Source organism: Pseudoduganella ginsengisoli (assembly GCF_009720865.1).
Taxonomy (GTDB): Bacteria; Pseudomonadota; Gammaproteobacteria; order Burkholderiales; family Burkholderiaceae_D; genus Rugamonas; species Rugamonas ginsengisoli.
Genome location: NZ_WNLA01000002.1, coordinates 110,407 through 136,365, shown reverse-complemented (window position 1 = coordinate 136,365; position 25,959 = coordinate 110,407). Strand labels below are relative to the sequence as shown.

The 25,959-nt window shown below is 58.6% G+C and carries 22 protein-coding genes; 12 read left to right on the top strand and 10 right to left on the bottom strand.

Annotation, left to right across the window (positions count from 1 at the left end; all coding sequences use genetic code 11):
* Positions 1 to 3 precede the first annotated feature (3 nt).
* The 3 genes from GM668_RS05330 to GM668_RS05320 all read left to right on the top strand — a co-directional run bounded on the left by GM668_RS05330 (position 4) and on the right by GM668_RS05320 (position 5,012).
* Positions 4 to 1,545, top strand: a complete 1,542-nt coding sequence (locus GM668_RS05330) for a glycoside hydrolase family 43 protein (RefSeq protein ID WP_170305498.1) — start codon at positions 4 to 6, stop codon at positions 1,543 to 1,545.
* 13 nt (positions 1,546 to 1,558) lie between these two features.
* A complete protein-coding gene (locus GM668_RS05325; protein WP_155437908.1) occupies positions 1,559 to 2,566 on the top strand; it encodes an arabinan endo-1,5-alpha-L-arabinosidase in 1,008 nt (335 codons plus the stop codon).
* Between the two features lie 106 nt (positions 2,567 to 2,672).
* The gene (locus GM668_RS05320; RefSeq protein ID WP_155437907.1) at positions 2,673 to 5,012 is read left to right on the top strand and encodes a glycoside hydrolase family 127 protein; all 2,340 of its coding nucleotides are present in this window, start codon (positions 2,673 to 2,675) and stop codon (positions 5,010 to 5,012) included.
* Positions 5,013 to 5,044: 32 nt separating this feature from the next.
* Here GM668_RS05320 and GM668_RS05315 read toward each other — a convergent pair whose 3' ends face one another.
* From GM668_RS05315 to tssK, 9 genes are all read right to left on the bottom strand, one after another.
* The gene (locus tag GM668_RS05315; RefSeq protein WP_155437906.1) at positions 5,045 to 5,554 is read right to left on the bottom strand and encodes a hypothetical protein; all 510 of its coding nucleotides are present in this window, start codon (positions 5,552 to 5,554) and stop codon (positions 5,045 to 5,047) included.
* Positions 5,555 to 5,600: 46 nt separating this feature from the next.
* Positions 5,601 to 5,957 (bottom strand): M949_RS01915 family surface polysaccharide biosynthesis protein, encoded by a 357-nt coding sequence (locus tag GM668_RS05310; RefSeq protein ID WP_371868645.1) that lies wholly within the window; start codon positions 5,955 to 5,957, stop codon positions 5,601 to 5,603.
* 352 nt (positions 5,958 to 6,309) lie between these two features.
* Entirely contained in the window at positions 6,310 to 6,606 is a 297-nt protein-coding gene (locus GM668_RS05305) for a hypothetical protein (protein ID WP_155437904.1), read from the bottom strand.
* 261 nt (positions 6,607 to 6,867) lie between these two features.
* Entirely contained in the window at positions 6,868 to 7,380 is a 513-nt protein-coding gene (locus GM668_RS05300; RefSeq protein ID WP_155437903.1) for a hypothetical protein, read from the bottom strand.
* Positions 7,377 to 9,083, bottom strand: coding sequence for a TIGR02594 family protein (locus GM668_RS05295; protein WP_155437902.1), 1,707 nt, complete (start codon positions 9,081 to 9,083; stop codon positions 7,377 to 7,379). The genes GM668_RS05300 and GM668_RS05295 overlap by 4 nt, the downstream gene beginning before the upstream one ends.
* 11 nt (positions 9,084 to 9,094) lie before the next feature.
* On the bottom strand, positions 9,095 to 9,634 hold the full coding sequence (locus GM668_RS05290; RefSeq protein WP_155437901.1) for a hypothetical protein: 540 nt from the start codon (positions 9,632 to 9,634) through the stop codon (positions 9,095 to 9,097).
* A 2-nt stretch (positions 9,635 to 9,636) separates the two neighbouring features.
* Positions 9,637 to 12,588 carry a type VI secretion system Vgr family protein gene (locus GM668_RS05285; RefSeq protein ID WP_229498953.1) on the bottom strand — a complete coding sequence of 984 codons (2,952 nt, stop codon included), beginning with the start codon at positions 12,586 to 12,588 and terminating at the stop codon, positions 9,637 to 9,639.
* A 140-nt stretch (positions 12,589 to 12,728) separates the two neighbouring features.
* The gene (icmH, locus tag GM668_RS05280; RefSeq protein WP_155437899.1) at positions 12,729 to 13,517 is read right to left on the bottom strand and encodes a type IVB secretion system protein IcmH/DotU; all 789 of its coding nucleotides are present in this window, start codon (positions 13,515 to 13,517) and stop codon (positions 12,729 to 12,731) included.
* 20 nt (positions 13,518 to 13,537) lie between these two features.
* The gene (gene tssK, locus GM668_RS05275) at positions 13,538 to 14,878 is read right to left on the bottom strand and encodes a type VI secretion system baseplate subunit TssK (protein ID WP_155438130.1); all 1,341 of its coding nucleotides are present in this window, start codon (positions 14,876 to 14,878) and stop codon (positions 13,538 to 13,540) included.
* Positions 14,879 to 15,131: 253 nt separating this feature from the next.
* On the opposite strand from tssK, the gene GM668_RS05270 reads away from it, so the two are divergent.
* The 8 genes from GM668_RS05270 to tssH all read left to right on the top strand — a co-directional run bounded on the left by GM668_RS05270 (position 15,132) and on the right by tssH (position 24,468).
* The gene (locus GM668_RS05270) at positions 15,132 to 15,716 is read left to right on the top strand and encodes a tetratricopeptide repeat protein (RefSeq protein WP_229498951.1); all 585 of its coding nucleotides are present in this window, start codon (positions 15,132 to 15,134) and stop codon (positions 15,714 to 15,716) included.
* Positions 15,717 to 15,737: 21 nt separating this feature from the next.
* On the top strand, positions 15,738 to 16,247 hold the full coding sequence (tssB, locus tag GM668_RS05265; RefSeq protein WP_155437898.1) for a type VI secretion system contractile sheath small subunit: 510 nt from the start codon (positions 15,738 to 15,740) through the stop codon (positions 16,245 to 16,247).
* A 2-nt stretch (positions 16,248 to 16,249) separates the two neighbouring features.
* Positions 16,250 to 17,737, top strand: coding sequence for a type VI secretion system contractile sheath large subunit (gene tssC, locus GM668_RS05260; protein WP_155437897.1), 1,488 nt, complete (start codon positions 16,250 to 16,252; stop codon positions 17,735 to 17,737).
* Positions 17,738 to 17,769: 32 nt separating this feature from the next.
* Entirely contained in the window at positions 17,770 to 18,261 is a 492-nt protein-coding gene (locus GM668_RS05255) for an Hcp family type VI secretion system effector (RefSeq protein ID WP_155437896.1), read from the top strand.
* A 174-nt stretch (positions 18,262 to 18,435) separates the two neighbouring features.
* Entirely contained in the window at positions 18,436 to 18,921 is a 486-nt protein-coding gene (tssE, locus tag GM668_RS05250; protein ID WP_170305515.1) for a type VI secretion system baseplate subunit TssE, read from the top strand.
* A gap of 2 nt (positions 18,922 to 18,923) precedes the next feature.
* Positions 18,924 to 20,759, top strand: coding sequence for a type VI secretion system baseplate subunit TssF (gene tssF, locus GM668_RS05245; protein ID WP_155437894.1), 1,836 nt, complete (start codon positions 18,924 to 18,926; stop codon positions 20,757 to 20,759).
* Positions 20,723 to 21,820 carry a type VI secretion system baseplate subunit TssG gene (gene tssG, locus GM668_RS05240; RefSeq protein ID WP_155437893.1) on the top strand — a complete coding sequence of 366 codons (1,098 nt, stop codon included), beginning with the start codon at positions 20,723 to 20,725 and terminating at the stop codon, positions 21,818 to 21,820. The genes tssF and tssG overlap by 37 nt, the downstream gene beginning before the upstream one ends.
* An 8-nt stretch (positions 21,821 to 21,828) precedes the next feature.
* Entirely contained in the window at positions 21,829 to 24,468 is a 2,640-nt protein-coding gene (gene tssH / locus GM668_RS05235) for a type VI secretion system ATPase TssH (RefSeq protein WP_155437892.1), read from the top strand.
* A 54-nt stretch (positions 24,469 to 24,522) separates the two neighbouring features.
* Here the strand turns inward: tssH and GM668_RS05230 are convergent, their stop codons facing one another.
* The gene (locus GM668_RS05230) at positions 24,523 to 25,410 is read right to left on the bottom strand and encodes a LysR family transcriptional regulator (protein ID WP_155437891.1); all 888 of its coding nucleotides are present in this window, start codon (positions 25,408 to 25,410) and stop codon (positions 24,523 to 24,525) included.
* 91 nt (positions 25,411 to 25,501) lie between these two features.
* Here GM668_RS05230 and GM668_RS05225 point away from each other — a divergent pair, with 91 nt between their 5' ends.
* Complete coding sequence (locus tag GM668_RS05225; RefSeq protein WP_155437890.1) at positions 25,502 to 25,924, top strand: PACE efflux transporter; 423 nt, start codon at positions 25,502 to 25,504, stop codon at positions 25,922 to 25,924.
* Positions 25,925 to 25,959: the final 35 nt, after the last annotated feature.

Below are 25,959 nucleotides of genomic sequence, written 5' to 3'. Positions count from 1 at the left end.
GCGGTGGCAAAGACTGCATTCGTTCCGGCGCTGGCGCTTGCCGCTTCGCTGGCTGCGTGCGGCGGGGGAGGCGGCGGTTCGCCTGCCGTCGCCACGGCGGCGGCGACACCGGCGATACCGGCTACGCCAACCGATCCGGTGACGCCTGCCACGCCGTCGCAAGCGGCGCTGACGTTTGCCAACGTGTCCGTGCACGACCCATCCGTCATCAATGCGAACGGCACGTTCTACGTGTTCGGCTCGCATCTTGCAGCGGCCAAGACGACGGACTGGATGAACTGGACCAGGATCGCGGATGGCGCCAACGCTGCCAATCCGCTGTTCAACGACGTCACCAGGGAATTGGCGGAAACCTTCGCGTGGGCGCAAACCACGACCTTGTGGGCGCCCGATGTGGTGCAGCTGGCAGACGGCAAGTTCTACATGTACTACAACGCGTGCAAAGGCGACTCGCCCCGTTCCGCGCTAGGCGTCGCGGTGGCGGACAAGATTGAAGGGCCGTACATCAACAAGGGCATCTTGCTGAAGTCCGGCATGTGGGGCGAGATCAGCGAAGATGGCAAGACCATCTACGACGCCGCCAGACAGCCGAACGTCGTGGACCCGCAAGTATTCAAGGACAAGGCGGGCAAGCTATGGATGATATACGGCTCGTATTCGGGCGGTATCTTTATCCTGGAAATGGATGAAGCGACGGGCAAGCAAAAGCCGGGGCAGGGCTACGGCAAGCACCTGTTGGGCGGCAACCATGCGCGCATCGAAGGCGCGTACGTGCTGTACCACCCGCAGGCGGATTACTACTATATGTTCACGTCGTGGGGCGGCCTCGATGCCAACGGCGCCTATAATATCCGCGTATCCCGTTCGCGCAATGCCGATGGTCCGTATGTGGACGCCAAAGGTGTCGATATGGATACGGTGAAAGCCAATCCTGCGTTGCCGCTGTTTGACGATGCATCGATTGCACCGTATGGCCAGAAACTGATGGGCAACTACCGCTTTGAGCTGGCGGCTGGCGAAACCGGAACGCCGCTGGGCTATGTGTCGCCGGGCCACAACTCGGCTTACTACGACAAGGCCAGCAAGCAAACGTTCCTGATCTTCCATACCCGTTTCCCGGGGCTGGGCGAGCAGCATGAAGTGCGCGTGCATGAGCTGTTCGTCAATGAAGATGGCTGGCTGGTCGCGTCGCCATTCCGCTATGCGCCGCTGTCGAAGTCAATGCCACTGCAGCCGGCCACGGTTACGGCAGCCGATGCGGCGGGCAGCTACAAGGTCATCAACCATGGCAAGGATATTTCCGCCACGATTAAATCGTCGCAAAATATCAAGCTCAATGCGGATGGCACAGTGACGGGGGCGATGACCGGCAAGTGGGGACACAAAGGCGGCAACAACGTTACCATGACGCTGGATGGGGGCGGCGCGTACAGCGGAGTGCTGTCGCGCCAGTGGAATACCAACGCCAATGCATTTGTCGTGACATTCACGGCGCAGTCGGCGGATGGCGTATCGCTGTGGGGCGCCCGTACCGGCGGCCAGTAATGGAGGAATCGGCATGAAATACATCGCAACCCTTGTAGCAGCGTTGCTCACGACGATGGCTCACGCCGTCCAGGTTGACGTGCACGATCCCGTCATGGCCAGGGACGGCAACAAATACTATGTGTTCAGCACCGGCCCCGGCATCACGTTCTACAGTTCCACCAACATGGTGGACTGGAAGCCGGAAGGCCGCGTGTTCGCGGGCCAGCCTGCATGGGCAAAAGCCGTCGCGCCTGGGTTTGACGGCCATATCTGGGCGCCCGACATCCATCGCCACAACGGCAAATATTACTTGTATTACTCGGTGTCGGCGTTCGGCAAAAACACGTCGGGCATCGGCGTGACCGTCAATAAGACGCTGGATCCGAAGTCGCCCGATTACAAATGGGAAGACCAGGGCATGGTGCTGCAGTCGATTCCCGGCCGCGACCAGTGGAATGCGATCGACCCGAACGTGGTGGTGGATGACAACGGCGTCGCGTGGATGAGTTTTGGCTCGTTCTGGTCCGGCCTCAAGCTGGTCAAGCTCGATGCCAGCCACACGAAACTCGCGCAGCCGGAAGAATGGAAAGCCATCGCGGCCCGTCCGGGCGCCACCACGGCGCAAGGCGGGTCCGCCGGCCCGGAAGAAATCGAAGCGCCATTCATCTTCAGGAAGAATGGCTATTACTACCTGTTCGCGTCATGGGGCCTGTGCTGCCAGAAGGAGAAAAGCACGTACCACGTGGTGGTCGGCCGCTCGCGCGATGTCACCGGCCCGTATCTTGACAAGGATGGCAAGGACATGGCGAAGGGGGGCGGTTCGCTGGTCATTGCAGGCGACAAGGACTGGAAAGGCTTGGGCCACAACAGCGCCTACACGTTTGACGGCAGGGATTACATGGTGCTGCACGCGTATGAAACTGCCGACCACTATCTGCAAAAGCTGAAAGTGCTGGAAATGAAGTGGGACAAAGACGCTTGGCCAGTAGTTGACCAAAAGGATTTGAACCGTTACCACAGCACCGTAGTCCGCCAATAACCAGCCCCGGTACGCCAAACAGGATGCTGCCATAACTGCGTAGGGCGGGTTCCACCAACCCGCCATTGCATGCAGCGCACAAACGCGCTCCCCGCCCAGAGCCAAAATGAATCTCAAACCCGCTGCACTAGCCGCCGCGCTATTGATGAACGCGGCCCAAGCCGCATCGCTCTTCCCCCTGCAAGACGTCCGCCTGCTCCCCAGCCCCTTCCTGGAAGCCCAGCAAACCGACTTGCAATATCTGCTGGCGCTGGACCCGGACAAGCTGCTGGCCCCTTACTTGCGCGAAGCGGGCATCGCGCCGGTAAAAGACAGCTACGGCAACTGGGAATCGAGCGGGCTCGATGGCCACCTGGGCGGCCACTACCTGTCGGCCCTGGCGCTGATGTACGCATCGACAGGCGATGTGGAAGTGCTGCGCCGCCTGAATTATTTTGTGGCGCAACTGAAGCAGGCGCAGGATAAGCAGGCAGACGGCTACCTGGGCGGCATCCCCGGCGGCAAAGCCGCGTGGGAGCAAATCGCGCAAGGCAAACTGCAAGCCGATAACTTCTCCGTCAACGGCAAATGGGTCCCGTGGTACAACTTGCACAAGACGTATGCGGGCTTGTACGACGCGTGGCGCCTGGCCGGCAATGCCGATGCCCGCGCCATGCTGGTCAAGCTGGCTGATTGGGCGCTGGCGTTGTCGCAGCACCTGTCGCCGCAGCAAATGGAAGCGATGCTGCGCAGCGAACATGGCGGCATGAATGACGTGCTGGCGCAAGTGGCGCAAATGACGGGCGACCAGAAATACCTGGAACTGGCCAAGCGCTTTTCGCACCAGGCGATCTTGCAGCCGCTGGAACAGGGCCGCGACGCATTGACCGGCCTGCACGCGAATACGCAAATCCCGAAAGTCATCGGCTTCCACCGCATCGGCAGCCTGTCCGGCGACAAGCAGTGGAAAGACGCCGCGCAATTCTTTTGGCAAACCGTGGTGGATCACCGGACGGTGGCCATCGGCGGCAACAGCGTCAAGGAACACTTCCATGACGACAAAGACTTTCATCCGATGGTGCAGGAAGTGGAAGGACCGGAAACCTGCAACACGTACAACATGCTGAAGTTGACGGAACTGCTGTACGAAGACGACCAGCAGGGCAAGTACACGGATTATTACGAACGCGCGCTTTACAACCATATCCTGTCGTCGCAGCGCCCCGGCACGGGCGGCTTTGTGTACTTTACGCCGATGCGCCCCAACCACTACCGCGTGTATTCGCAAGTGGACAAGGGCATGTGGTGCTGCGTGGGTTCCGGCATCGAGAGCCATGCGAAGTACGGGGAATTCATTTATGCGCATGATGGCGATGCGCTGCTGGTTAACCTGTACATCCCGTCCACACTGGGCTGGAAAGAAAAAGGCGTGCGCCTGCGCCAGGAAACCCGTTTCCCGGACGAAGACCGTTCCACCATCACAGTGGAGCAGGGCGGGGCGTTCACATTGAAGCTGCGCTATCCGGGCTGGGTGGCAAAGGGCGCGTTGAAATTGCACGTGAATGGCAAGCCAGTGAAAGCCGATGCACTGCCGGGCGGTTATGTATCGCTCAAGCGGGAGTGGCGCGCTGGCGACAGGGTGCAAATCCTGTTGCCCATGACGACGCGCCTGGAACAAATGCCGGACAAGTCGAATTACTATGCGGTGCTGCATGGTCCCGTCGTACTGGCTGCGAAGACGCAGCCCTTCGCCAATGAGAAGCTGAACTTCCTGGCCGATGATACGCGCATGGGGCACGTCGCGCAGGGACAAGTGTGCCCGCTGGAAGCCGCGCCATTGTTTGTCAGCGATACCAAGGCATACATGGACCGCTTCAAGCCCGTGAAAGGCGAGCCGCTGACGTTTACGGCGCCGGGGCTGGTACAGGGCAAGGATGCAGCCTCCATCCGCTTCATCCCATTCTTCCGCCTGCACGATGCGCGCTACATGGTGTACTGGCAGCACACGACGCCAGCAAACCTGGCGCTGATGCGCGAAGCCACGGCGAAAGCAGAAGCGGACCGGCTGGCATTGGATGCCCGTACTATCGACCAGGTGGCGCCAGGTGAGCAGCAGCCGGAGTCCGACCATTTCTTCAAAGGGGAGGGTGCCGATGCGGGCGTCAGCAACGGCCGCCACTGGCGCCATGCGACGGGGTGGTTCAGTTACGAGTTGAATGACCGCGAGCAGCAGGCGAAGGTGTTGCGGCTGGCATTTTCGCCGGTTGATGCCGGACGCAGGTTCGATATCGTGGTGAATGGGCAGTTGCTGCAGACGGTGGAACTGGCAAAGGAGCCGGGCGATGCGATGTACACCCGTGACTTTGCGTTGCCGGCAGGGCTTGGGCCGAAGATCAGCGTGAAGTTTGTTGCGCAGGCGGGGTCCGTTGCGGGCGGGCTGTATGGGTTGCGGTTGTTGAAGGATTGACGCGTGGCGGTGATGGCCCTGCCGGGCGCTCATTACGTATTTTCAGGGGACGTGAGCACGACGTAAAGAAGCGCGCGGCCTTGTGAGGCGCAAACGAATCCATGTGCACTGTTGCCGGTCTTCGTCAGGCGCGTCTGGTATGGGCGGCAATGGGGCAGTGCGCCAATATCGACGACGGTGTTCGCTTTTTCAGCCAGGAAGGTTTGGAATACTGCGCTGGTCCACGGACGCGCTGCATTGGGTACGATGTAGGCAGTTGTGGCAGCGCTGCTGCCGGGTGCTTGCGCACCAACTGATGCGCCATTGAACTCTGCCACAAGCGTGACGAAGTCGGTGGGGCCTGGAACGCCGCCCTGGTATTCCGGCGTTCCAACGATCTCCCATTGCACCGATTGCGCCTGGATGTTCAAGTCGATCAGGCCGGTCAGCTTTGTCATGTCTGGCGATACGTGCGATCTACTGCTGCTTGTGTCGCAGCCTGCCAACATCAGCACGCCTGCAGTAACGAGCGCGGCAACGAAGTTACGGGAGTGGTGCTTCATGTTAGTAAGCCTGAACATGGGGTACTGGTTATTATGAGCCTCCCTCTCATCGCATTTTCTTAATGTAAATCCGGTCCCAAACAGACTCCAGATGTTTTCTGTATAAACCGTTGCTTGGTTTTAGCAATTCTTTGTCTAGTGTGCGTTCACCGCCAAAAGGCTCATGTCCAACTGGAATAACCAGGGACTCGCCGCGAATGGCAAATTTTGTTTTCCCGTCACGGAGGATGGTTTTTATTTTTGATGGTTCAATTGCTCCAGTGCAGTTAAGTTGATATGAAACTGTTACCTCTATTGCGCCGTCGGAGTTCAGATCTGTAAATGTGATTCCGTTTTTTATAAAATCCCCACTTACATCCAAATATGGACAATCCACGAAATCTCGGACAGTCCACTCGGTAATCCATTTGAAGAAACCGGTTTGTAATAGGATGCCAGTAATTCAATATACTCCATTCGATCCAGGTTTGGATTGGATGGGGATGGCGTAGAGCGTCGGCTAAGGACGAGTATATGGTCTCCGTCTCGATCGCGAAGTTTATAGGCGCTGACGAAGCCTTTGATGTGAGAAATACTGAATTCCTCAATTGTTTCTTGATTTAGCTGAGTGGACTTTATAATTTCTGAAGAAAAACAGTCTCCCGAAGTCGATAGTGTAACTATAAGAGCGGCTTTGGATAAGTTCGACATGTTATTAACGCACCGAGTTGCCTTGGTTTCTTGTCCGTACGTTCTTCCGTGCGACTATGTTTTCGTTATTTAAGTAAGATGCCATCCAGATTCCCAGGGGATGTGTCAGGTAAGTCAATAATAAATTCAGACTTTGCCTCAGGTTTTCCCATAACTCCTCCCCATCCACCTTTGCATGTCATCTCGGCAATGGTTTTCTCACTGTTTTTAACCACAAGTACCGGCTTCCCGCGCAGAGGAAAATCTAAAATATATTGATATCGATTTATTTGGAACCAAATTATTTGGGAGGAGTTACCGGCATATAAAACATTAGTTCGCTTAAACTTGGTTTTTTCATCGCTGATAGCCTTGTAAGTCATTTCAATCTTGTTCTTTGTTCCGAAGCGATAATCAAGATAGGTAGATTCTTGGGCTCCTTCGCACAGGGAAACAACCTTCCTCTGGATCTCACAAGAGAAAAATGTCTTTTCCCCAATGCCGCAGAGACTGTTTTGGGGCAGCGAGATTGATGGGATAATGCCGAATGCAGTGAGGGAAAAGATTTTATGTTTTATGTTTCTAATTGATCGCAATTATAAAATCCCGGGATTTTTTATTTTATTTATGAAGTGTAAGGCGATTTAAGGAGGTGTTAATATTGGTAAATGAACCATGGCTTTGCACATGGCTGAATTTACGGTGAGTTCGTCACTAGTTTTATTAAGTGGAATTTCGGACAAGTATATATCGCTGAAGTCGGCTGCGGAAATGCCGTGGATCTTAAGGCGATCTTCCTTGACTTCGTAATACACAACACCATCAAAGCCATTTTTGTTTTGATTGTCCCTGTAGCTCTGAAGTAATCGAGATAACTTTTTGTGAGCGGAAATCTTTTTTGTTGCCTGAGCTGCCTGTGCGGGATCGAATCCCATTGGCGGCTTTTTTTGATAAGCGGCTGCGATATTGAGTTGCGCGTCGTCACAGCCAAATCCTTTACGGCCAGGAGCATAGCGGTCGAAGTAGCTTTTAATGACTGTTGCATATGAGTTGGCGTTTTCTTCGCCCATTACTAACAAGTGCAATCCATCTGGTGACCCACTATGTGAAAAAGGCGATGCCATTGAAAGAATTAAATATAGTAGTATTTTTTTCATCGCGTACCCTCATTTTCTGAGGCTGTATAATTTGTAATTTTTAATAATTCTTGATTGACTTTGGTGATGTCTACAGTCGATAACGGAGGTTCTTTTTTTGCAAAGTCAAGATATGTCGCAGGAATGTAAAAACCATGAAACTTCTGCTGCATTTTTACGCCTTTCAACATGAATTCGGATGAAACTCCCGTGCGCTGGTATTCTGAAATCTTGATGGAGTTTCCTTGATTTCCTCCTAAGCCAGCAATGCTTCCATTTTCCGACTGACCGTAAACGAAAGTGACGTGACCAGTTCCGTTGGACTGTCCAGTTTTCTTGACGTAGTTCCGCATGACCATCAATGCACCGTAAACAGGTTCGTCAATTTTGATGAATTTCTTGGACCATACAGGGAACTGCGATGAAGCACTGCGTTCAAACGGGGCATGCGCAGACATCAAACAGTAATTAACAAAGGATGCGCACCATGGAGCAGTCACCAAGTTCTTTCCAACCCCAATGTCCTTGTGATAGTTTTCATCTTTAGTGATGACGTCCTCTTCTTTTCCAGCAAACCGCCTGGCTTCGACGATGGCTATAGCCATCCAAGGAGCTCGTGCCTGGTCGACAGGGACAATAGCGAGCGGTGCGTCAGTTCCTTTTTTACTGCGGGCGGCCGCTGTTGGTTGTGGTGGAAGGCGGGCACCAGCCGTCACCGAAGGAGAGGGCGGTAATAACGGAGGCGGTTTGCCATAAATACCCAACACCTGACCTTCATAAATTCTTGAAATGTCCTTAATTTCCGGGTTGTTTCTGCGGATGGCTTCCGGAGTCGTGTCAAATAACTTTGCCAGTTTTCCAAGTGTGTCGCCCTGCTGTACCACGTATCGTATCGGCGATTTTCCGTCAACCGAACCTGAGTCACGCGGACGTTTTTTTTCCGCTCGTCCTTCAAAAGTCTGTAAATCATGGAATAAGACAAAGGATTGGCACTCTTCTCCAGTTTTGAACTCCAATTGCTTTTCCCATTCGCCATTGATCGAAGGAAAAAAGATTTCGACTTTGTTGCCAAGAGCCAGATGGGAGATCACAGGCAGTTGTCCAGAGGCATCGGTTTTCAACGTTTTCGTTGTTTCGCCAACCTTGATCTGAGCAGGGACGTTCGGCTTCGGACGACTTCCATCGGAAACGGTGACACTGGTCGTCGCTATACACTTTTCCTGGCGGCTGCTCTTTTCATTATTGAATCCTTCTTTCACTTCCATGGCATCGAGGAGCTGATCCATTTTAGCGTCACTGATATCGCGCAGCCGTGTAGTGACCGGCAATCCGGTGTGCTTACTGATCGCAGCCGCATAAGCTACCGGATCGTTATTGTCGTTCGCGGGCGCATACCCCATAACGATCTTCCCATTCTTATCAGGAACGCCTGCCAGCATGGTATAGATTGTCCGGTCGTTGTAGACGCGCCGAAGCAATGACTTCTTTTGTGCCCGGCCTTCTTCGTATGAAGCGAAGATCAGGAATCGTCCATTGCGTTTGGTCGTGCCTATCCCGATGGCGCCCATGATTAGCTTGTCGTCGGCAGGCCGAATATTTCCGGGATTATTGAAGCGCCATGCAATGGTGCCCCCAGTCCTTAGCAGATGAGAGCCATCGTGCCCAACATAATCCACAGTTCTGGTATCTGCGTCATATTTGGCGCTGATAAATCTTGTTGCCATTAATTATTCAATTACTTCGTCAGTTTCGTGCTGGTTTCCGTCTTGAGCGCGTCTTCCACAGTTGCGCAGAGCTTCTTCGGACAGACTCGGTCACCAAATTTCTTGAATACATACGCCGGCCCGTCAGGGAGTTCGTTTGCATTTTCGGTGAACTTATAGCTTGATATCACGATCCCGTTCTGATCCTTCGCTACGGTGGCTATTGCCAAATAAACGCCGTCTTGCCGAGCGATAATTTTTGCATCTGCTACTGTTGTTTCGCCCTTCGATATAGAAAACCATGTAAAAGTGCGATCAACCTTGCTCTCGATGATGGGAACGTGGTTCCATTCCTCGCCATTTTTGTTCGTAAAATAGAACGTCAAACTCCGCTTATAAGTCAGTACATCCTGGTATGTTCCGGCAACTGCTATCAGCTTTCCACCTAGGACAGGCCATTGGTGCAGTCCTTGCTGCTCCGTGACCACAGCTGCGTCTGCCGTGGCCACTTGGCTTGACATGGCAAGTACAGTTAGAGAAATGCATATGGTGTTTTTCAATATCTTGAACAACGTTATTCCTCTCCACCAGGGGTGTCTATCAGATCTTTTAGCTCGGCCGCAGTGAAATGCAAATGCCCATCGCTGCGTGCTAAGCGTGAGAAGTAGGGGTCGTGTGGCTCTGGGAACTCTGCAATAAATGGATCGCCATCGTCGAGCATATTTTCATCCTCGACAGCTATCGATGACCACTTGTCCTCGCCTATATGGAGCGTCAGATTCTTGGCCGCCGCACTGTCAACCCGGGGCAATCGGCCATCAGGTCCAATAGTGCCGCTGGCAATTTTAGTATTTTTGTCATCTGCTACAAGGAATTTTTTACCCGCGATTTTGAAAATATCGGCGACTGCATCCGCACCGGCAAAGGCAAATCGCAAACTGTAGGGGCCTAACGGGGAATCAAACAAGTTATGCGATGGCGCACAACTGCCCGTCGGTAACGAGGCAAGCTCGGCTGAATTTGATGCTCCACCCGCAAACTCATGCTTCCCCCCTTTCACCGTAAAATTCCCTGGACAAGCAAACGCAATATCCCCCCCATCCAGCGTCACAGACGATTGCCCTGCCTGCAGCACGATCTTCTTGCTAGCCTTGATATCGATGCAGTCATTGACGGAAATAACCGTGATGTCCTGATCGGCCAGGATTTCCAGCTTGTCCGTGTGCGCCTGCAGGGAAACCGGCCCGTTGCCCGCAATGGCCTTGATGCCGCCTGCCAGTGTGAACAACCCGGCAGCCTTGCCCGCCACGGTGGATACCGTGTGCGCGGCAGCCATGTGCACATCGCCCTGTGCCGACCACTGCACCTGCTTGCCCGCAAACAGCACGGTGGACGCGGGCGTCGCCCAGTTGACGGAAGCGGCGGCATCCATCAGCACCAGCGGCGCCCCGAATTTTTCCACCGGCTGCGCACTGTCCGGTTCACGCGATCCCGCTTGCGCCTTGAACGCAGGCTGGCCATTGACCGGCCCATCGAATTTCCCTTTTTGCCTGGGATCGATGAAAGCAATGAATTCCTCTTGCGCTTTGGCCGCATCCTTGCTGGACAAGGCTTGCTGCGCTGCGGCAGCGTCGAACAATTGCTTGCCCGCGGTTTGCGCTGCCTGCAAACGGCGCAGCGCATCCGCCGCGTCCATTTGCGTGGACGTCACGCTGCTGCCCTGTGCATTGCGTGCGCTGGTCGTCAGCAGCACGCCTTCGCCGCCGCGCACGACTGCCCACGCATCCGTGCGCAATTCAAAACCGCTGCCGCGATAGCTGCCGCGCTGCGCGGAGCCGGGCGACTGCTCGACCAGATAGCCGAGATTAAGCTGCGTTGCCGCGCAACTGGTGGCCAGCCGCATGCGCAGCTGGCCTTGCGTATCGTCCAACTGCCACTGGTTAAAGCCGCTGCCGTCGAAATTGCGGCTTTGGATGCCGGACAGCGTGCCCGCATGGTTGGCGCTGGAATCCTCTCCGGCGGAAAAAGGCGGAACGTCATTGCCCGTATACAGCTGCGCCACAATGACGGGGCGGTCGATATCGCCTTCAATAAAATCCACCAGCACTTCGGTGCCGACGCGCGGCGTGAACTGGCTACCCCAGTTGGGACCAGCCAGCGCTTCGGCCACGCGCACCCATGTGCCGCTGCGTTCGTCGCCTGGCGCGCACCCGCCATCTTCCGTGTTGTGCGGCATGCCGCCGGCGTTGGCGTTGGCGCCGCGCTGCCATGCAAACTGGATGCGGACCTGATGGTCGCGGTCCGTCGTCGATACCGCGCCGGCCAGCCCCACGACCAGCGCGGTTTGCGGACCCAATGCGGTGGCGGTGTGGGGCAGGGCGGTGGCATCGGGCACGATGGCCACCGTATCGCGCACGCAGGTAAAACAGTTGCGGTAGGTACCCGGCTCGATGCCAAATGCAGGGCCGCCGGCGATCGCTGATTCGACATTGTTGCGTGCCTCATGCTGCACCGACAGGACAGTGAAGCCATCCGCGCCGTCGCCGTAACGCTCGTGCTGCGTCAGCTGGAAACTGTATCCGGGGGCGAGACGGCGCACGGCGCCGGCGCCATCAAATTGCTTGTTGCGCAATTCCAGCGCCTGCAGCATCAGCGTACTGTGGCTGCCAGCATCGCCATCGCTGTTTTCGGCGCCGCTCTTGATACGCTCGCCGCTGCCGTCATAGATGGCAATCTCGGGCAACTCGCCCGCATCGAGCGCCGATGCGGTTTCCTTTGACGGCGCCAGCAATTGTTGCGGATCCCAGCTGGCGATCGAGACGGCATTGGCTTGCACGCTGCGGCGCGCGGCAAAGGTATCGATGGCGTCATCGGTATCCGTGGCGCGCACGCCGTGGAAGCGCAGCACGCTGCCGCCGGGCATGGCAGGGGCTTGCGCACCGCTGTCGAAAATCACCAGTGCGTGCCGCGCTTGGCCATCTGCCGCCAGCACGTCCGGAGGATCATGTTCGAAACGCCAGCTCAAGCCTTCGGAAGCCAGCAAGCGCTGGAAGAATTCGAAATCGCTTTCGCGGTATTGCGTACAGATGGCGCGCGGCGCCAGCGGCTGCGTCAAGTCGAATGAAAAGCGCAATTGCGGGTAATCGGACAGCAGTTCCGTCACGACGTCTTGCACCGTGCGGTCCTGGAAAATATAGCTGTCGCGCCGCAGTTTCAACAGCGCCAGTGCGGGTTCCAGCCGCAGGCAATAGCGCGCCACGCCGCCATCGGCGCCCAGCCACGACGCTTCCGTGCACAGTCCGTGCCATGCGCGCCGGCTGCCATCGGGCTGCAGCAGCGTGACAGTCAATTCCTCGCCGATGAATTGCGCGAGGTCGAGGCTGGCCGACGTGCTCAATGCGTGCACGTCGAACGCGAACAATTCATTGACTGCTTCGCGCCCCGATATGTGTTCCGCCATCAGCGATTCGGGCAAGGCGCCATCCTGCGCACTGGCCAGCGTAATGAGGCGTGCATGCTGGCTCAAGCCAGTACCGAATTGTCCGGCTCCTAAGGCACTCTGGCAGGAGTGCCGGTCGTACGATGGGGCCCAAGGGCGGATTAGACGGCCCTGGCCGGCTAATCCGGCCAGCACGGCTGCCGGAGATAACGATGCCGCCAGGTCCATCAGGGCAGCGTAATGGTCAGGTTGGCAGCGCGCGGCGCCATTTTCACCACGTCGTGATATGCCTGCATGCGCTGTTCCGTATGGCGGCCCAGCGACGTGCGCAAGCCGGCGTAGCCCAGCACGCACACCAGCGCAAAGACAGAGCCCAATACCCACAGCGGCAAATCGCTGCGCAGCTTGTGGGCAATCTGGTCGGGCCGCTCCGCATGCGGTGCAAAGCCGCCGCGGCGGCCTTTCATCTGCGCGATTTCCTCACCGAGGCGGCCCGTCAGGTAAGCCAGTTTTTCCGAGCCTTCCAGCAGGTAGCGGCCTTGAAAGCCCAGCAGCAGGCACATATGGAACACTTCCAGAGATTGCAAATGGGCCGCGCCCCGCGCACGCAGCGCTTCCAGCCGCACGAAGAAATTCTCGCCGGCCAGCTGGTCGCCAAACAGTTGCAGCTGCAGCGGGCGCACTTCCCACGCTTCGCGGATCGCGTACGATGAGCGCAAGATGATTTCATCGACGGTGGCGCAGAATGCATATTTGGCCGCGTCGATGTCATCGCTGGACGCGCCCTGCTTGCGGGCGTTGCGGCCGAATTCATCGAGGAATTGCGTCATCCGCGTGGCAAAGGCCGTGTCATCATGCGGACTGCTGCCGTTCTTCAGCATGAACAGGGCGTAAAAGCCGTCATACATCAAATCCTGCAGCGATTGCGGACGGTTCGACGCCGGTGCGGGCGCGGGACCGGACATGAGGGAGGGCGCCAAGGATGGCGCGAGTACGGGAGTAGCCATGTCGCTCATGGGAATTTTCTCTATCTGATTCAGGCCGCAATGGCCAGCAATTCCAGCTTCAGGCCGCGCAGGCCGGAAGGTGCATAAATGCAGGCCGACTGCGCCTGCAGCATGCGTTCATACATTTGCCCTTTGCCTTCAATGAGGAAGTAGCTGGCGTCCGGCCGCACGGGAATCGCGCTGGGTACCTGCGGCGCATGCTGCAAGCGCACGCCAGGCATGGCGGACAGCACGAATTTTTCCACGTCGTCCGGAGCCCCCACTTTCAGGCGCAGTGGCACCACGTCCACCAGTTCCACAGCCGGCATGTCGGCGGAAACCGCCAGGTAGAACACGGTTTTGTCGTCGATCTTTTGCGAATCCAGCATGCCGTGGTGGTACGAAGGTTTCACTTCGCGCAGCGCGATGGCGAAGTATTTCGACGAAATCACCGTGTCCAGCAATTCGCGGATGATCAGGTGCAGTTTGGCGAACGCGGGGCCGGCGTCAATGTGCTGGTAAGGCGGCAAGTCCGCCAGCGTCCAGCTGGTGGAAAACGTCATCAGGCTGCCCGCCAGCGACAGCATTTGTTCATACAGGCGTTCCGGGTGCAGCGCCGGATGGTGGAAGTAATGCGTCAGCGCCGCCAGCGCGGTATTGGCCGTGTGCAGCAGCCAGAACGACGACATATCGCCGGAGCGGAATTCGATCACGTGCCGGCTCGGTTCGCGGTGATGCCCCTGCAATGCCGCTGCTTTGGCTTGCAGCGCATCGACCAGGCGGCGCAATTGCAGGAACAGTTGCGGCGCGCTGCGGATCGACAGGCTGGGCGCAATGAATGCGGGATCGATTTCAAAACCGCCGCCGGCAGCGCGGCGCAGGCGCAGCAGCGGGAAATGCGTGTACGAGTCGCGCGGCTCGTGGTCGGCAATCAGCCGCACGGCTTTCTTCAGGTAGCTGAGCCGGGCCTGCGCCGCCTGCGTGTACAAGTCAGGCGTATCGTCATCGCTCTGCACGTAGCGCACGCCATTGCCTGCCTGTCCCGGCATGGCGAAGTTGCCGCCAAACGGCTTAAAGGCGGGCAGGGCGGCGTAATACGTGACGGTTTGCTGGCTGTGCGGCAGCTGGCCCAGGTCGACGGGATCGGGCAAGGCATCCAGGCCCGGTGCATCGATGCATTCGCCGTCCGGGAAGCGCAGCGACAAATCCAGCACGCGCAAGGCATTGTTGGCCAGCGCTTCCTGGTCGATGTCGAGGCGCGCCACGCCCCACGCATAAGGATGCAGCGCTTTCACGCTCTCATGCAGGCGGTGCTCGTGGTACCGGTCTTGCTGCTGGAAATGCTGGGGACGGAGGAACAAACCCTCTCCCCACAATACTTTGCTGGCCATCTTATCAAAATAGAAATTTTCTAACGGGCGGAACACTAACATTTCCTCAGGAAATTTGTCGCCCCCATGCGTTTCAATCGTGCGTCAAGCATTGCATTAAGAAAGTTTCCTGACGGATTTCAATTGAACGCGGCAAAAAATAAATTTCTGATAACGTTGCGTCCCGTTGAAAGTTATCAATAAAACATTGGTAAGAAAACATCAATAACGAACAGGCATGCAGCCTGAATACGTACGCATGATTGAGGGAGCCATGAAAACAATTTACCAATTCGGCCGTCTGGCAGCGGCTGCCGCCACCACGGCGATCCTGACCGCCTGCAACACTGCGCCAAAGGTGACGGAAATTCCAAAGCCATCGATGAGCGATTTGATGGCGCAAGCGACGCAAGCTGCGGCCACTGGCGCCAAGGAGCAGGCCGTGACGTTGTGGAAGCAGACCGCCGAGGCGTTCCCGGCTGAGAAAACGCCATGGGTCAGCATTGCGCAGGCCCGCTATGACGCCGGCCAATACGGAGAAGCCATCGTCAATGCGCAGGAAGCGCTGGTGCGCGACCCGAACGACCAGGTGGCCAACAGCATCATCGCGGTGGCGGGCCTGCGCCTGTCGACCCGTGCGTTGGCAGACCTGAGCCGCCAAAACAATTTGACGGGCCCACTGCGCACGGAATCGCAAGACCTGGCCAAGCTGCTGCGAGAAAGCCTTGGCGAGACCGTGCTGGTGCCGCCTCAGCCAACGGCGGCCGCCGCGCCGGCCCGTACGCCCGCACGCACGGCCAAGAAAGCCGCTGTGAAGCGTGAAGCATCGAGCGCTGACCCGTTCAGCGCATTGAAGTAATCCAACCAGCAGAGGAATGCCATGTCCAGGAATGAAAGTGTCCAGAAGCGGCTGCAAAAAGTCCGCGCACCGCGCGTGCAAATGAGCTACGACGTTGAAATTGGCGATGCCGTTGAAAGCAAGGAATTGCCCTTCGTGATGGGCGTGGTCGGCGACTTCGCCGGCGCGTCGCAAGTCGAGCAAAAGAAACTCAAGGAACGTAAATTCGTCGGCGTCGACAGCGACAGCTTTGACGACGTGATGAAAGGCATCGCGCCCCGCGCGGCTTACCGCGTGGCCAATGAGTTGACGCCGGAAGGCGGCGAATTCGCGGTCGACCTGACGTTCGAGTCGATGAATGACTTCCGCCCGGAATCCGTGGTGCAGCAAGTGGAACCGCTGCGCAAGCTGCTGGAAGCCCGTACCCGCCTGGCCGACTTGCGCAACAAGCTGGCCGGCAACGACAAGCTGGAAGACATCCTCAGCGATGTGCTGACCAACACTGAAAAACTGGCGGAACTGAGCCGCGCCAGCCAACCTGCGAAGGAGTAAGCATGTCTGCTGTATTGAGCCCGGACGCGGTTCCCCTGCAAACCGCCGATGAACCAGCGCTGCTGGACCAGATCGTTGAACAAAGCCGCGTGGCCCGGTCCAGCACCGAGCATGCGCGCGCCAAGGACTTGATTTCCGAACTGGTGCGCGAAGTCATGGAAGGCACGGTGGTCGTATCCGACAACCTGGGCGCCACCATCGATGCCCGCGTGGCGGAACTGGACCGCCTGATTTCCAGCCAGCTGTCGGCCATCATGCATGCGCCGGAATTCCAGAAACTGGAAAGCAGCTGGACCGGCTTGCATTACCTGGTGAAAAACAGCGCGTCCGGCCAGCATTTGAAAATCAAGATGCTGAACGCGACCAAGCGCGAACTGGTCAAGGATTTCCAGGGCGCGCTGGAATTCGACCAGAGCACCATGTTCCGCAAAGTGTATGAAGAAGAATTCGGCACCTTTGGCGGTGCGCCGTTTGGCGCGCTGCTGGGCGACTTCGACATCACGCGCCAGCCTGAAGACATGTATTTCATTGAACAGATGTCGCACGTGGCCGCTGCCGCGCATGCGCCGTTCATCAGCGCCGCATCGCCGGAATTGTTTGGCCTGGAAACCTACGGCGACCTGGGCAAGCCGCGCGACCTGGCAAAAGTGTTCGACACGGTCGAATACATGAAGTGGAAATCGTTCCGTGAATCGGAAGATGCGCGCTACGTGGGCCTGACCCTGCCGCGTTTCCTGGGCCGCCTGCCATACAACCCGGCCGATGGCGCCACCACGGAAGGTTTTAATTTCGTGGAAGACGTGGACGGCGCCGACCACCACAAATACCTGTGGTGCAACGCCGCCTACGCGTTCGGCGCCAAGCTGACGTCCGCGTTTGACGACTTTGGCTGGTGCGCAGCCATCCGCGGCGTGGAAGGCGGCGGCCTGGTGGAAAACCTGCCGACCCACACGTTCAAGACGGATGACGGCGAAGTGGCGCTGAAATGCCCGACTGAAATCGCCATCACGGACCGCCGTGAAAAAGAATTGAGCGACCTGGGATTCATCTCGCTGGTGCACTGCAAGAACACGGACTACGCCGCGTTCTTTGGCGCGCAATCGGTCCAGAAAGCCAAGAAATACAACAGCGAAGCAGCTAACGCGAATGCCGTGCTGTCATCGCAACTGCAGTACATCTTTGCCGTGTCCCGCATCGCACACTACATGAAAGCCATGATGCGCGACAAGATCGGCAGTTTTGCTTCCGCCTCCAGCGTGGAAGAGTACCTGAACCGCTGGCTGACCCAGTACGTGCTGCTGGACGACAACGCCAGCCAGGAACAGAAAGCGCAATTCCCCTTGCGCGAAGCGGCGGTGCAAGTGTCCGAAGTACCGGGCCGCCCTGGCGTGTATCGCGCCGTGTCGTTCCTGCGCCCCCATTTTCAGCTCGATGAGCTGTCCGTATCGCTCCGATTGGTCGCGGAGCTTCCTGCAACGGCCAAAAACTAATCTCAAGTCCATAACTTATTGAAAGGATCAACATGGCAATCGACGTCTACCTGCAAATCGACGGCATCAAAGGCGAATCCACTGACCAGACCCACAAGGACTGGATCGAAGTGAAATCGGTCGACTTCGGCGTGCTGCAGCCTAAATCGGCAACCGCATCCACCGGCGGCGGCCACACTGCCGAGCGTACCGAGCACAAAGACATCGTGGTATCGAAACTGGCCGACCTGGCCACGCCGATCCTGCTGCAGACCTGCTCGCAAGGCAAAACCATCCCGAAAGCCAAGCTGGAATTCCTGCGTGCTGACGGCCAGGGTGAGCGCGTCAAGTACTTTGAAATCGAACTGGAAAACGTACTGATCTCCAGCGTGGCGCCAACCATCCGTCCAGGCGACATCCTGTCGGAAGACGTGGCGCTGAAGTACTCGAAAGTGAAGTGGAAATACACGCAGCAGAAAGTTACCGGCGGCACCGGCGGCAATACGTCGGGCGGCTGGGACCTGTCCGCTAACCGCATTGCTTAATTAGTAGCTTTTAACCTGCCTCGTTAAGCAGACCGCTGCATTTCGTCATCCCCGTGGCAACGGGGATCCATGCTGAGCGAATCCTGGCCGCGGCGTATGGATTCCCGCATGCGCGGGAATGACGATGCATGCAGGGATGACGTTGGTGGCGGGGACATGGAGATTTTGATGCCGATAAAAGGCTATACCCCCGGCTTGTTTGACCGCCTGTTATCCGAGCATGTGCAAGACACAGGCGCCTTGGCGCGCCTGTCGATCGAAGAAATGAAAGACGCCGTTGCCCGCGACCTGGAAGCGCTGCTCAATACGCGCGCCGTGGTCAAGGAAGATGTATTGAAGCGCTACCGGGATTGCGCCCGCTCCATTGCCAGCTATGGCTTGACGGACTTCGCGGGCCTGTCGCTATCCAGCACCGATGACCGTGCCGCCATTTGCCGTGCGCTGGAGCGCGCCATCGTGCGCCACGAGCCGCGCCTGCGCAATGTGCAGGCGTCGCTGGAAGTGCGGGAGGGCGCGATTAACCGCCTTGGTTTCAATATCTCGGCGCTGCTGGTGGCCAGCAGCCAGCAAGAGCCAGTGAATTTTGACGCGGTGCTGCAGCCTTCGAGCCAGCACTACACCATCAGCAAAGGCCGGCGCCCGGCGCTTGCGGGAGCCTGACCTTGGAACAGCTGTTACCGTATTACGAAAGGGAACTCGGCTTCCTGCGCCGCTATTCGCGCGAATTTGCCGAGCGCTACCCGAAAATCGCCGGCCGCCTGCAAGTGAGCGGCGAAGTGTGCGAAGACCCGCACATCGAGCGCATGATTGAATCGTTTGCGCTGATGAATTCGCGCATTGCCAAGCGCCTCGACGACGATTACCCTGAATTCACGGAAGCCATGTTCGAGGCGATGTACCCGCACTATTTGCGGCCATTCCCGTCATGCTCGATCGCCCGCATGGACGTGGGCGCCGCGGCTGCGCAACTCACCAGCGCGACGCACATCCCCCGTGGCACGCAATTGACTTCCCGGCCCGTGAAAGGCGCCGCGTGCACGTTCCGTACCGCTTATCCGGTGACGGTCGCGCCGCTGGCCGTCACCGAGGCTGCCTTTACGCCGATCCTGGCCATGCCGGAAACGGTCCGGGCGCCCAGCGGCGCCACCTCCAGCATCAGCATCACACTGTCCGGCACGTCGGAGCAGGCAGGCCCGCTGCAACTTGGCTTATCCAAACTGCGCCTGTTCATCGATGGCGAACCATCGTTTTGCGCGGCGCTGCGCGATGCGCTGTTCATGCGCACGGTAGCGGCGTACGTGGAAGGCGACCGCGATGGCCGCTGGCGCGCTTTGCCGGCATCGCCACTGGCGCAGGCGGGTTTTGACGACGACGATGCGCTGATTGACTTTTCCGCCCGCTCGCATGGCGCATACCGCCTGCTGACGGAATATTTCTGCTTCCCCGAGAAATTCAATTTCTTTGATATCGATATGGCGCTGCTGGCGTCCGTGCTGCCGCCGGACAGCCGCAAGGTGACGATCCACCTGGCCTTGTCCGGCCTGCGCACGGATTCGAATGTGGCGCGCATACTGGCGCCGCTGTCCGTCAACCACGTGTTGACCGGGTGTACGCCGGTCGTTAACCAGTTCCGCCAGCGGGGCGAACCGATTCGCGTCACGCATACGGCGGCCAGCTATCCGGTGCTGGCCGATGCACGGCGCGCGTTTGCCTATGAAGTGCAGGCCATTGAATCTGTGCGCCTGGTGCGGCAAACGCCGCAAGGCGAATCCGTCACGGCGTTCCGCCCGTTTTATTCGCTGCGCCACGGCCAGACGCCCGAAAAACATGGGCATTACTGGGTATCGCGCCGCAATGATGCGGCGGCGCCCGGCTATGAAACAGAGATATCCATTGTCGATATAGATTTTGATCCGGCCGCAGTGGAAACCGACACCCTGAGCCTGGAACTGAGCTGCACCAACCGCGACTTGCCGCTGCTGCTGTCCTATGGCGCCCGTGGCGGCGATTTGTTCATGGAAGGCGGTTCCGCCGTGCGCGCCATCAGCCTGCTGCGCAAGCCGACGCCGTCGTACCGATTCGAGCGGGGCGGCGGCGCGCAATGGCGGCTGATTTCGCACCTGTCGCTGAACCATTTGTCGCTGGATGAGGATGGCCTCGACGCGTTCCGCGAAATGCTGGCGCTGTATGACTTGCCGCGTTCTCCGTCTACGCAGCGCCTGATTGGCGGCGTGCGCGGCATTACGCACAAGGCAGCCAATGCATGGCTGCCCGGGAACCCGTTTGCATGCCTGGTGCGCGGTGTGGAAGTGCGGCTGGCGATTGACGAAGAAGCGTTTGTCGGCAGCGGCATCCACGCGTTTGCGCATCTGGTGGAACGCTTCCTGGGCTTATATGTGCACGCCAACAGCTTTGCGCAATTGGTCGTGGTATCCCATCAAACCGGAGAGGACTTGCTGCGATGCTTGCCCCGAAGCGGCGATTTGAGCCTGCTGTAATCGAACGCCTGTTCGCCCAGCCGTACCGCTTCCAGTACTTCCAGGCGGTGCGCATGCTGGAACTATGGCTGCGCCGCCATGGCATGGCCCATGAAGATGTGGTGGCGAACTTTGTGCGGTTTCACAATTCCACGTCGCTGTCGTTCCCGGCCAGTGAAATCGAAGCGCTGCAAACGGAACCGGCCGCCGTGCCGCGCGATGCGCAGGCGCTGGGCGCGGCGCTGCAAAGCGCGCAATTGAAATACGTGCGCATGACACCGGCGTTCATGGGGCTGCTGGGTACGAATGGCGCGCTGCCTGCGCATTACACAGAGCGCATTGCCGCCCATGCGCTATACCAGCGTGACGACGGCCCCCGCGCTTTCCTCGATGCGTTTTCCAACCGTTCGCTGGCACTGTTTTATGAAGCGTGGCGCAAGTACCGGCTGGAATTGAAATACCAGAGTTCCGGCAAAGATGGTTTCATGCCGCTGCTGCTGTCGTTGGCGGGGCTGGGGCAGGGCGCGTTGCGCAAGCGCTTGTCAAGCGAGGCGCACGGCGTGCGGGATGAATCGCTGGCGTATTTCGCTTCAATGGTACGGCAAAAGCCTGCGTCCGCATCGCAAGTGGCGCGCGTGCTGGCGGAATACTTCGGCCATCCAATCCGTATCGAGCAATTTATCGGCTGCTGGTATGACGTGCCGGCGATGCAGCAAACATCGCTGGGCGGCGCCAACGCCGTGCTGGGCGCCAGCGCGCTGGCGGGAGAGCGCGTGTGGCAGCGTGACTTGCGCCTGCGCCTCGTGATTGGCCCGCTGGACCATGCCAGCTATGCATCGTTCTTGCCCGGCGGCGCGGCAGCGAACGCATTGAAAAACCTGCTGGCCATGTTCACGGGCGTGACGCTGGAATATGAAGTACAGCTGGTGCTGCGCCACCAGGACGTCCGTGGCGCATGCCTCGATGGCGAAAGCATTCGCCTCGATGGAAGCGGAGTACGCGTGGGCTGGGACAGTTTCCTGCCGCAAGACGGCGTGCCGCGCGACCGCGCCGACTTGCGCTACGAGTTACACACTATTTAAGGAACGTTATGAGCATCAACTTGAAAACCCTGATCGGCAAATTGAACGATACGTGCCGCGATGCCGCCACACGCGCGGCAGGCATTTGCGTATCGCTGGGCCAGTACCAGGTCGACATTGAACATTTGCTGCTGGCGCTGCTGGAACAGCCTGGCAGCGACATCAGCATCATCGCGCGCCGCTGTGGCATTCCAGCCGGCGCGCTGGAAGCGGATTTGCAGGCGGAAATCAATAGCTTCAAGAATGGCAATACCCGCACGCCCGTGTTTTCCGAGCGCTTGCCCAAGCTGCTGGAACATGCATGGCTGATTGCGTCGCTCGATATCGGGCCTGAACGCGCCGCGCATATCCGCAGTGCGCATATTGTGCAGGCGCTGCTGACGGACGCTGAATTGTCGCAGCTGGCGCTGCGCACGTCGAAGCAGTTCGCACGCTTGGAACTGGACCAGATCCGCCACAAGCTCGATACCATTGCAGCGGGATCGCAGGAAGCGGAGGCGCCTGTGCGGGCCGTGGCGCAAGCAGACGATGCGGAGCCGGCGCCGCTGCCGTTGAAAACACCAGCGCTGGACCAGTACACCAGCAACCTGACGCAGCGTGCACTGGACGGCAAGCTCGATCCTGTCATTGGCCGCGACGATGAAATCCGCCAGGCCATCGATATCCTGATGCGCCGCCGCCAGAACAATCCGATCTTGACGGGCGAAGCCGGTGTCGGCAAGACCGCTGTGGTGGAAGGTTTGGCGCTGCGTATTGCTGCCGGCGACGTGCCGGACGTGCTGCAGGGTGTGCAATTGCACGTGCTGGATATGGGCTTGCTGCAGGCCGGCGCCAGTGTCAAAGGCGAATTTGAAAACCGCCTGAAAAACGTCATCGATGAAGTGCGCAAGAGCCCACGCCCGATCGTGCTGTTTATCGATGAAGCGCACACGATGATCGGCGCGGGCGGGCAGGCGGGCCAGAATGATGCGGCCAACTTGCTGAAGCCTGCGCTGGCGCGGGGCGAACTGCGCACGATTGCCGCCACCACGTGGGCGGAATACAAGAAATATTTTGAAAAAGACGCGGCGCTGGCGCGCCGCTTCCAGGTCGTGAAAGTCGAGGAGCCCAGCGAAGAATTGGCGTGCGCAATGCTGCGCGGCATGGCGCCGCTGATGGAAAAGCATTTCAACGTGCGCATTGCCGATGAAGCCATTACGGAAGCCGTGCGCCTGTCGCACCGCTACATTACGGGCCGCCAGCTGCCGGACAAGGCCATCGGCGTGCTCGATACCGCATGCGCCCGCGTTGCGCTGGGCCAAAACGCCACGCCGGCGCAGCTGGAACGGCTGGCGCGCAAGATCGAACGCAATGGCGTGGAAGCCGCTGCACTGGAACGCGAAGTGCAGACCGGCGGCGCCGGCCATGGCGCGCGGCTGGTGCAGTTGAAGGCGGAACGCGAAGCGGCCGCCAATGAACATGAAGCGCTGGCGGCGCGCTGGGAACAGGAAAAGCAGCTGGCAGGCCAGATCACGGCGGCGCGCATGGTGCTGGAAGCGGGCGGCCAGGCGGACGCCAGCCAAGGCAAGGATTTGAAGGCGCTGCAAGCGCAATTGACGGCGCTGCAAGGCGAAGCGCCGCTGGTGCCGGTGCAGGTCGATGGCAGTGTGGTGGCGGGGATTGTATCTGGCTGGACCGGTATCCCGCTGGGCAAAATGGTCAAGGATGAAATCAAGACTGTGTTGAACCTGCAGCGCGCGCTGGCGGAACGCGTGCTGGGACAGCCGCATGCGCTGGCGGCCATTGCTCAGCGGGTGCGCACGGCCCGCGCCGCGCTGGATGACCCGAACAAGCCGAAAGGTGTGTTCCTGTTCGTGGGCCCGTCCGGGGTCGGCAAGACGGAAACCGCGCTGGCGCTGGCGGACGCGCTGTATGGCGGCGAACGCAAGCTCATTACCATCAACATGAGCGAATACCAGGAAGCCCACAGCGTGTCTGGCCTGAAAGGTTCGCCGCCCGGCTACGTCGGTTATGGCGAAGGGGGCGTGCTGACGGAAGCCGTGCGGCGCAATCCGTACAGCGTGGTCTTGCTGGATGAAGTGGAAAAGGCGCACCCGGATGTGCTGGAAATGTTCTTCCAGGTGTTCGACAAGGGCGTGATGGACGATGCGGAAGGGCGGGAAATCGATTTCCGCAATACGATCATTATCCTCACGTCGAACGTGGCGTCAGGTGCGCTGATGCAGGCTTGCCTGAACAAGGCGGTGGATGAATTGCCGTCGGTGGAGGAGCTGGAAGCGCTGGTGCGTCCGCACTTGATGAAGCAATTCAAGCCGGCTTTCCTGGGGCGCCTGAAGACCGTGCCGTTTTACCCGATTCCGGATGACGTGTTGGTGGAGATCATTGCATTGAAACTGGGACGCATTGGCCAGCGTATCGCAGCGAACCACAAGGCGGAATTCACCTGGGATAACGCGCTGGTGGAAGCGGTGCTGGCGCGCTGCACGGAAGTGGATTCGGGTGCGCGCAATGTGGATCATATCCTCAATGGCACGCTGTTGCCGGAGATTGGGGAAGCGGTGCTGGCGAAGATGGCCGAAGGTGTGGCCATCGCCAAGGTCAAAGTGGGGGCGGACAAGCAGGGGCGGTTCAAGTACACGATCCGCTAACGTGTGACAGGGCCTACGCGCCGCGTTGACGCACGCATGGCGGATTTATCCGTGCTACTTTTCGCGGTTGCGGCCCTCTCGCATCAACTCGATATAACGCCTTGCGCCCAACCCCAGCGGGCGCTCGCGCGACCACACCATATCGACCCACAACCGCAGCTTGTTGCTGATGTTATCGAAATCGATTTCCACCAGCGTACCGGCTGCCATCAAAGGCTGCACCAGCGCGCGGGGCAGGTAGGCCCAGCCCAGTCCGGCCTGCACCAGACTTAGCGTCGCCTGCTGGCTGTCCGTGCGCCACACCTGGCGCGAAATCACGTAGCGGGGATCGCGGCTGCCATCGCGGCTGGCGACGACGATTTGCCGCATATCGAGCAAATCTTCCAGCCGCAGCACACCGGCCGCCGCTTGCGGATGTCCTGCGGCCAGCGCCACCACCAGCAATTCACTGGCGACTTCTTCAAACGCTTCCCGCTCATCGACGCGTTCGCGCTCATACACGAGCGCCAGATGCACATCGCCCGCATGCAGCATGCGCAGCGCATCGGCTTGCGGGACCGTCAGCACGTCCACTTCCAGCGCCGGATATTCGTCAGCCAGCACAGCCAGCGGCGCGCTCCATGGCGCCGCCATCAAGTCCGGTGCGATGGCGATGGTCAGCCGCCGCTCCAGCCCTGCATGCAGCGCCAGGGCATGGGCATCGAGTTGCCGCAACTGGCTGGCCAACTGGCGGGCGCGCGGCTCCAGTGAGCGGGCCGCATTGGTGGGGCGGGGTTCGCGCCCGATCCGGTCGAACAGCGGCAAATCCAGTTCCGCTTCCAGCTGCGCGATGGCCATGCTGACAGCGGACGGCACTTTGCCCAGCGCGCGGGCGGCGGCGGAAAACGAACCGTGGTCCAGCACGGCAAGAAAAACTGCAACGTTATCGCTGGTAAAAGCCATGATGTGTCAAATATTTTGAAAGAATCTTACTTTTTATATCAGATAAACACATATATAGTCCAGCCATTCCCACTCACCGAGGAGATTGGCAATGCAAGGACCACTGCGTAGAGTCGTATATGTGACGACGTTTGAATTGATTGCGATAGGCTGCACGACGGCGGGATTAACGCTGTTTTCCGATCATGACGCCGGCCACGCCAGTATCGCAGCCGTGGCGTCATCGACGATTGCCGTGCTGTGGAACCTGGCTTACAACACGCTGTTCGAAGCGTGGGAGTCGCGGCAAATCAAACGGGGGCGCAGTGTCGCGCGCCGCGTGGCGCACGCGGTGGGATTTGAAACGGGCATGCTGGCCATGCTGGTGCCGCTGTTTGCGTGGTGGATGGACATCACGCTGTGGCATGCCTTCCTGCTGGACTTTGGACTGGTGCTGTTTTTCCTGGCCTATACCTTCGCGTTCAGCTGGGCGTTTGATGCGGTGTTTGGTTTGCCCGCCTCTGCACAGGGATAGGCATGGTGGCATATATTCAGACGTAATGCCCCGAT

Bases quoted from the DNA above. Each gene is read 5' to 3' on its own strand.
- GM668_RS05325 (WP_155437908.1), top strand. From the start codon at position 1,559: ATGAAATACATCGCAACCCTTGTAGCAGCGTTGCTCACGACGATGGCT.
- GM668_RS05320 (WP_155437907.1), top strand. From the start codon at position 2,673: ATGAATCTCAAACCCGCTGCACTAGCCGCCGCGCTATTGATGAACGCG.
- GM668_RS05315 (WP_155437906.1), bottom strand. From the start codon at position 5,554: ATGAAGCACCACTCCCGTAACTTCGTTGCCGCGCTCGTTACTGCAGGC.
- GM668_RS05305 (WP_155437904.1), bottom strand. From the start codon at position 6,606: ATGACTTACAAGGCTATCAGCGATGAAAAAACCAAGTTTAAGCGAACT.
- GM668_RS05300 (WP_155437903.1), bottom strand. From the start codon at position 7,380: ATGAAAAAAATACTACTATATTTAATTCTTTCAATGGCATCGCCTTTT.
- GM668_RS05295 (WP_155437902.1), bottom strand. From the start codon at position 9,083: ATGGCAACAAGATTTATCAGCGCCAAATATGACGCAGATACCAGAACT.
- icmH (WP_155437899.1), bottom strand. From the start codon at position 13,517: ATGAGCGACATGGCTACTCCCGTACTCGCGCCATCCTTGGCGCCCTCC.
- tssK (WP_155438130.1), bottom strand. From the start codon at position 14,878: ATGGCCAGCAAAGTATTGTGGGGAGAGGGTTTGTTCCTCCGTCCCCAG.
- GM668_RS05270 (WP_229498951.1), top strand. From the start codon at position 15,132: ATGAAAACAATTTACCAATTCGGCCGTCTGGCAGCGGCTGCCGCCACC.
- tssB (WP_155437898.1), top strand. From the start codon at position 15,738: ATGTCCAGGAATGAAAGTGTCCAGAAGCGGCTGCAAAAAGTCCGCGCA.
- tssC (WP_155437897.1), top strand. From the start codon at position 16,250: ATGTCTGCTGTATTGAGCCCGGACGCGGTTCCCCTGCAAACCGCCGAT.
- GM668_RS05255 (WP_155437896.1), top strand. From the start codon at position 17,770: ATGGCAATCGACGTCTACCTGCAAATCGACGGCATCAAAGGCGAATCC.
- tssG (WP_155437893.1), top strand. From the start codon at position 20,723: ATGCTTGCCCCGAAGCGGCGATTTGAGCCTGCTGTAATCGAACGCCTG.
- tssH (WP_155437892.1), top strand. From the start codon at position 21,829: ATGAGCATCAACTTGAAAACCCTGATCGGCAAATTGAACGATACGTGC.
- GM668_RS05230 (WP_155437891.1), bottom strand. From the start codon at position 25,410: ATGGCTTTTACCAGCGATAACGTTGCAGTTTTTCTTGCCGTGCTGGAC.
- GM668_RS05225 (WP_155437890.1), top strand. From the start codon at position 25,502: ATGCAAGGACCACTGCGTAGAGTCGTATATGTGACGACGTTTGAATTG.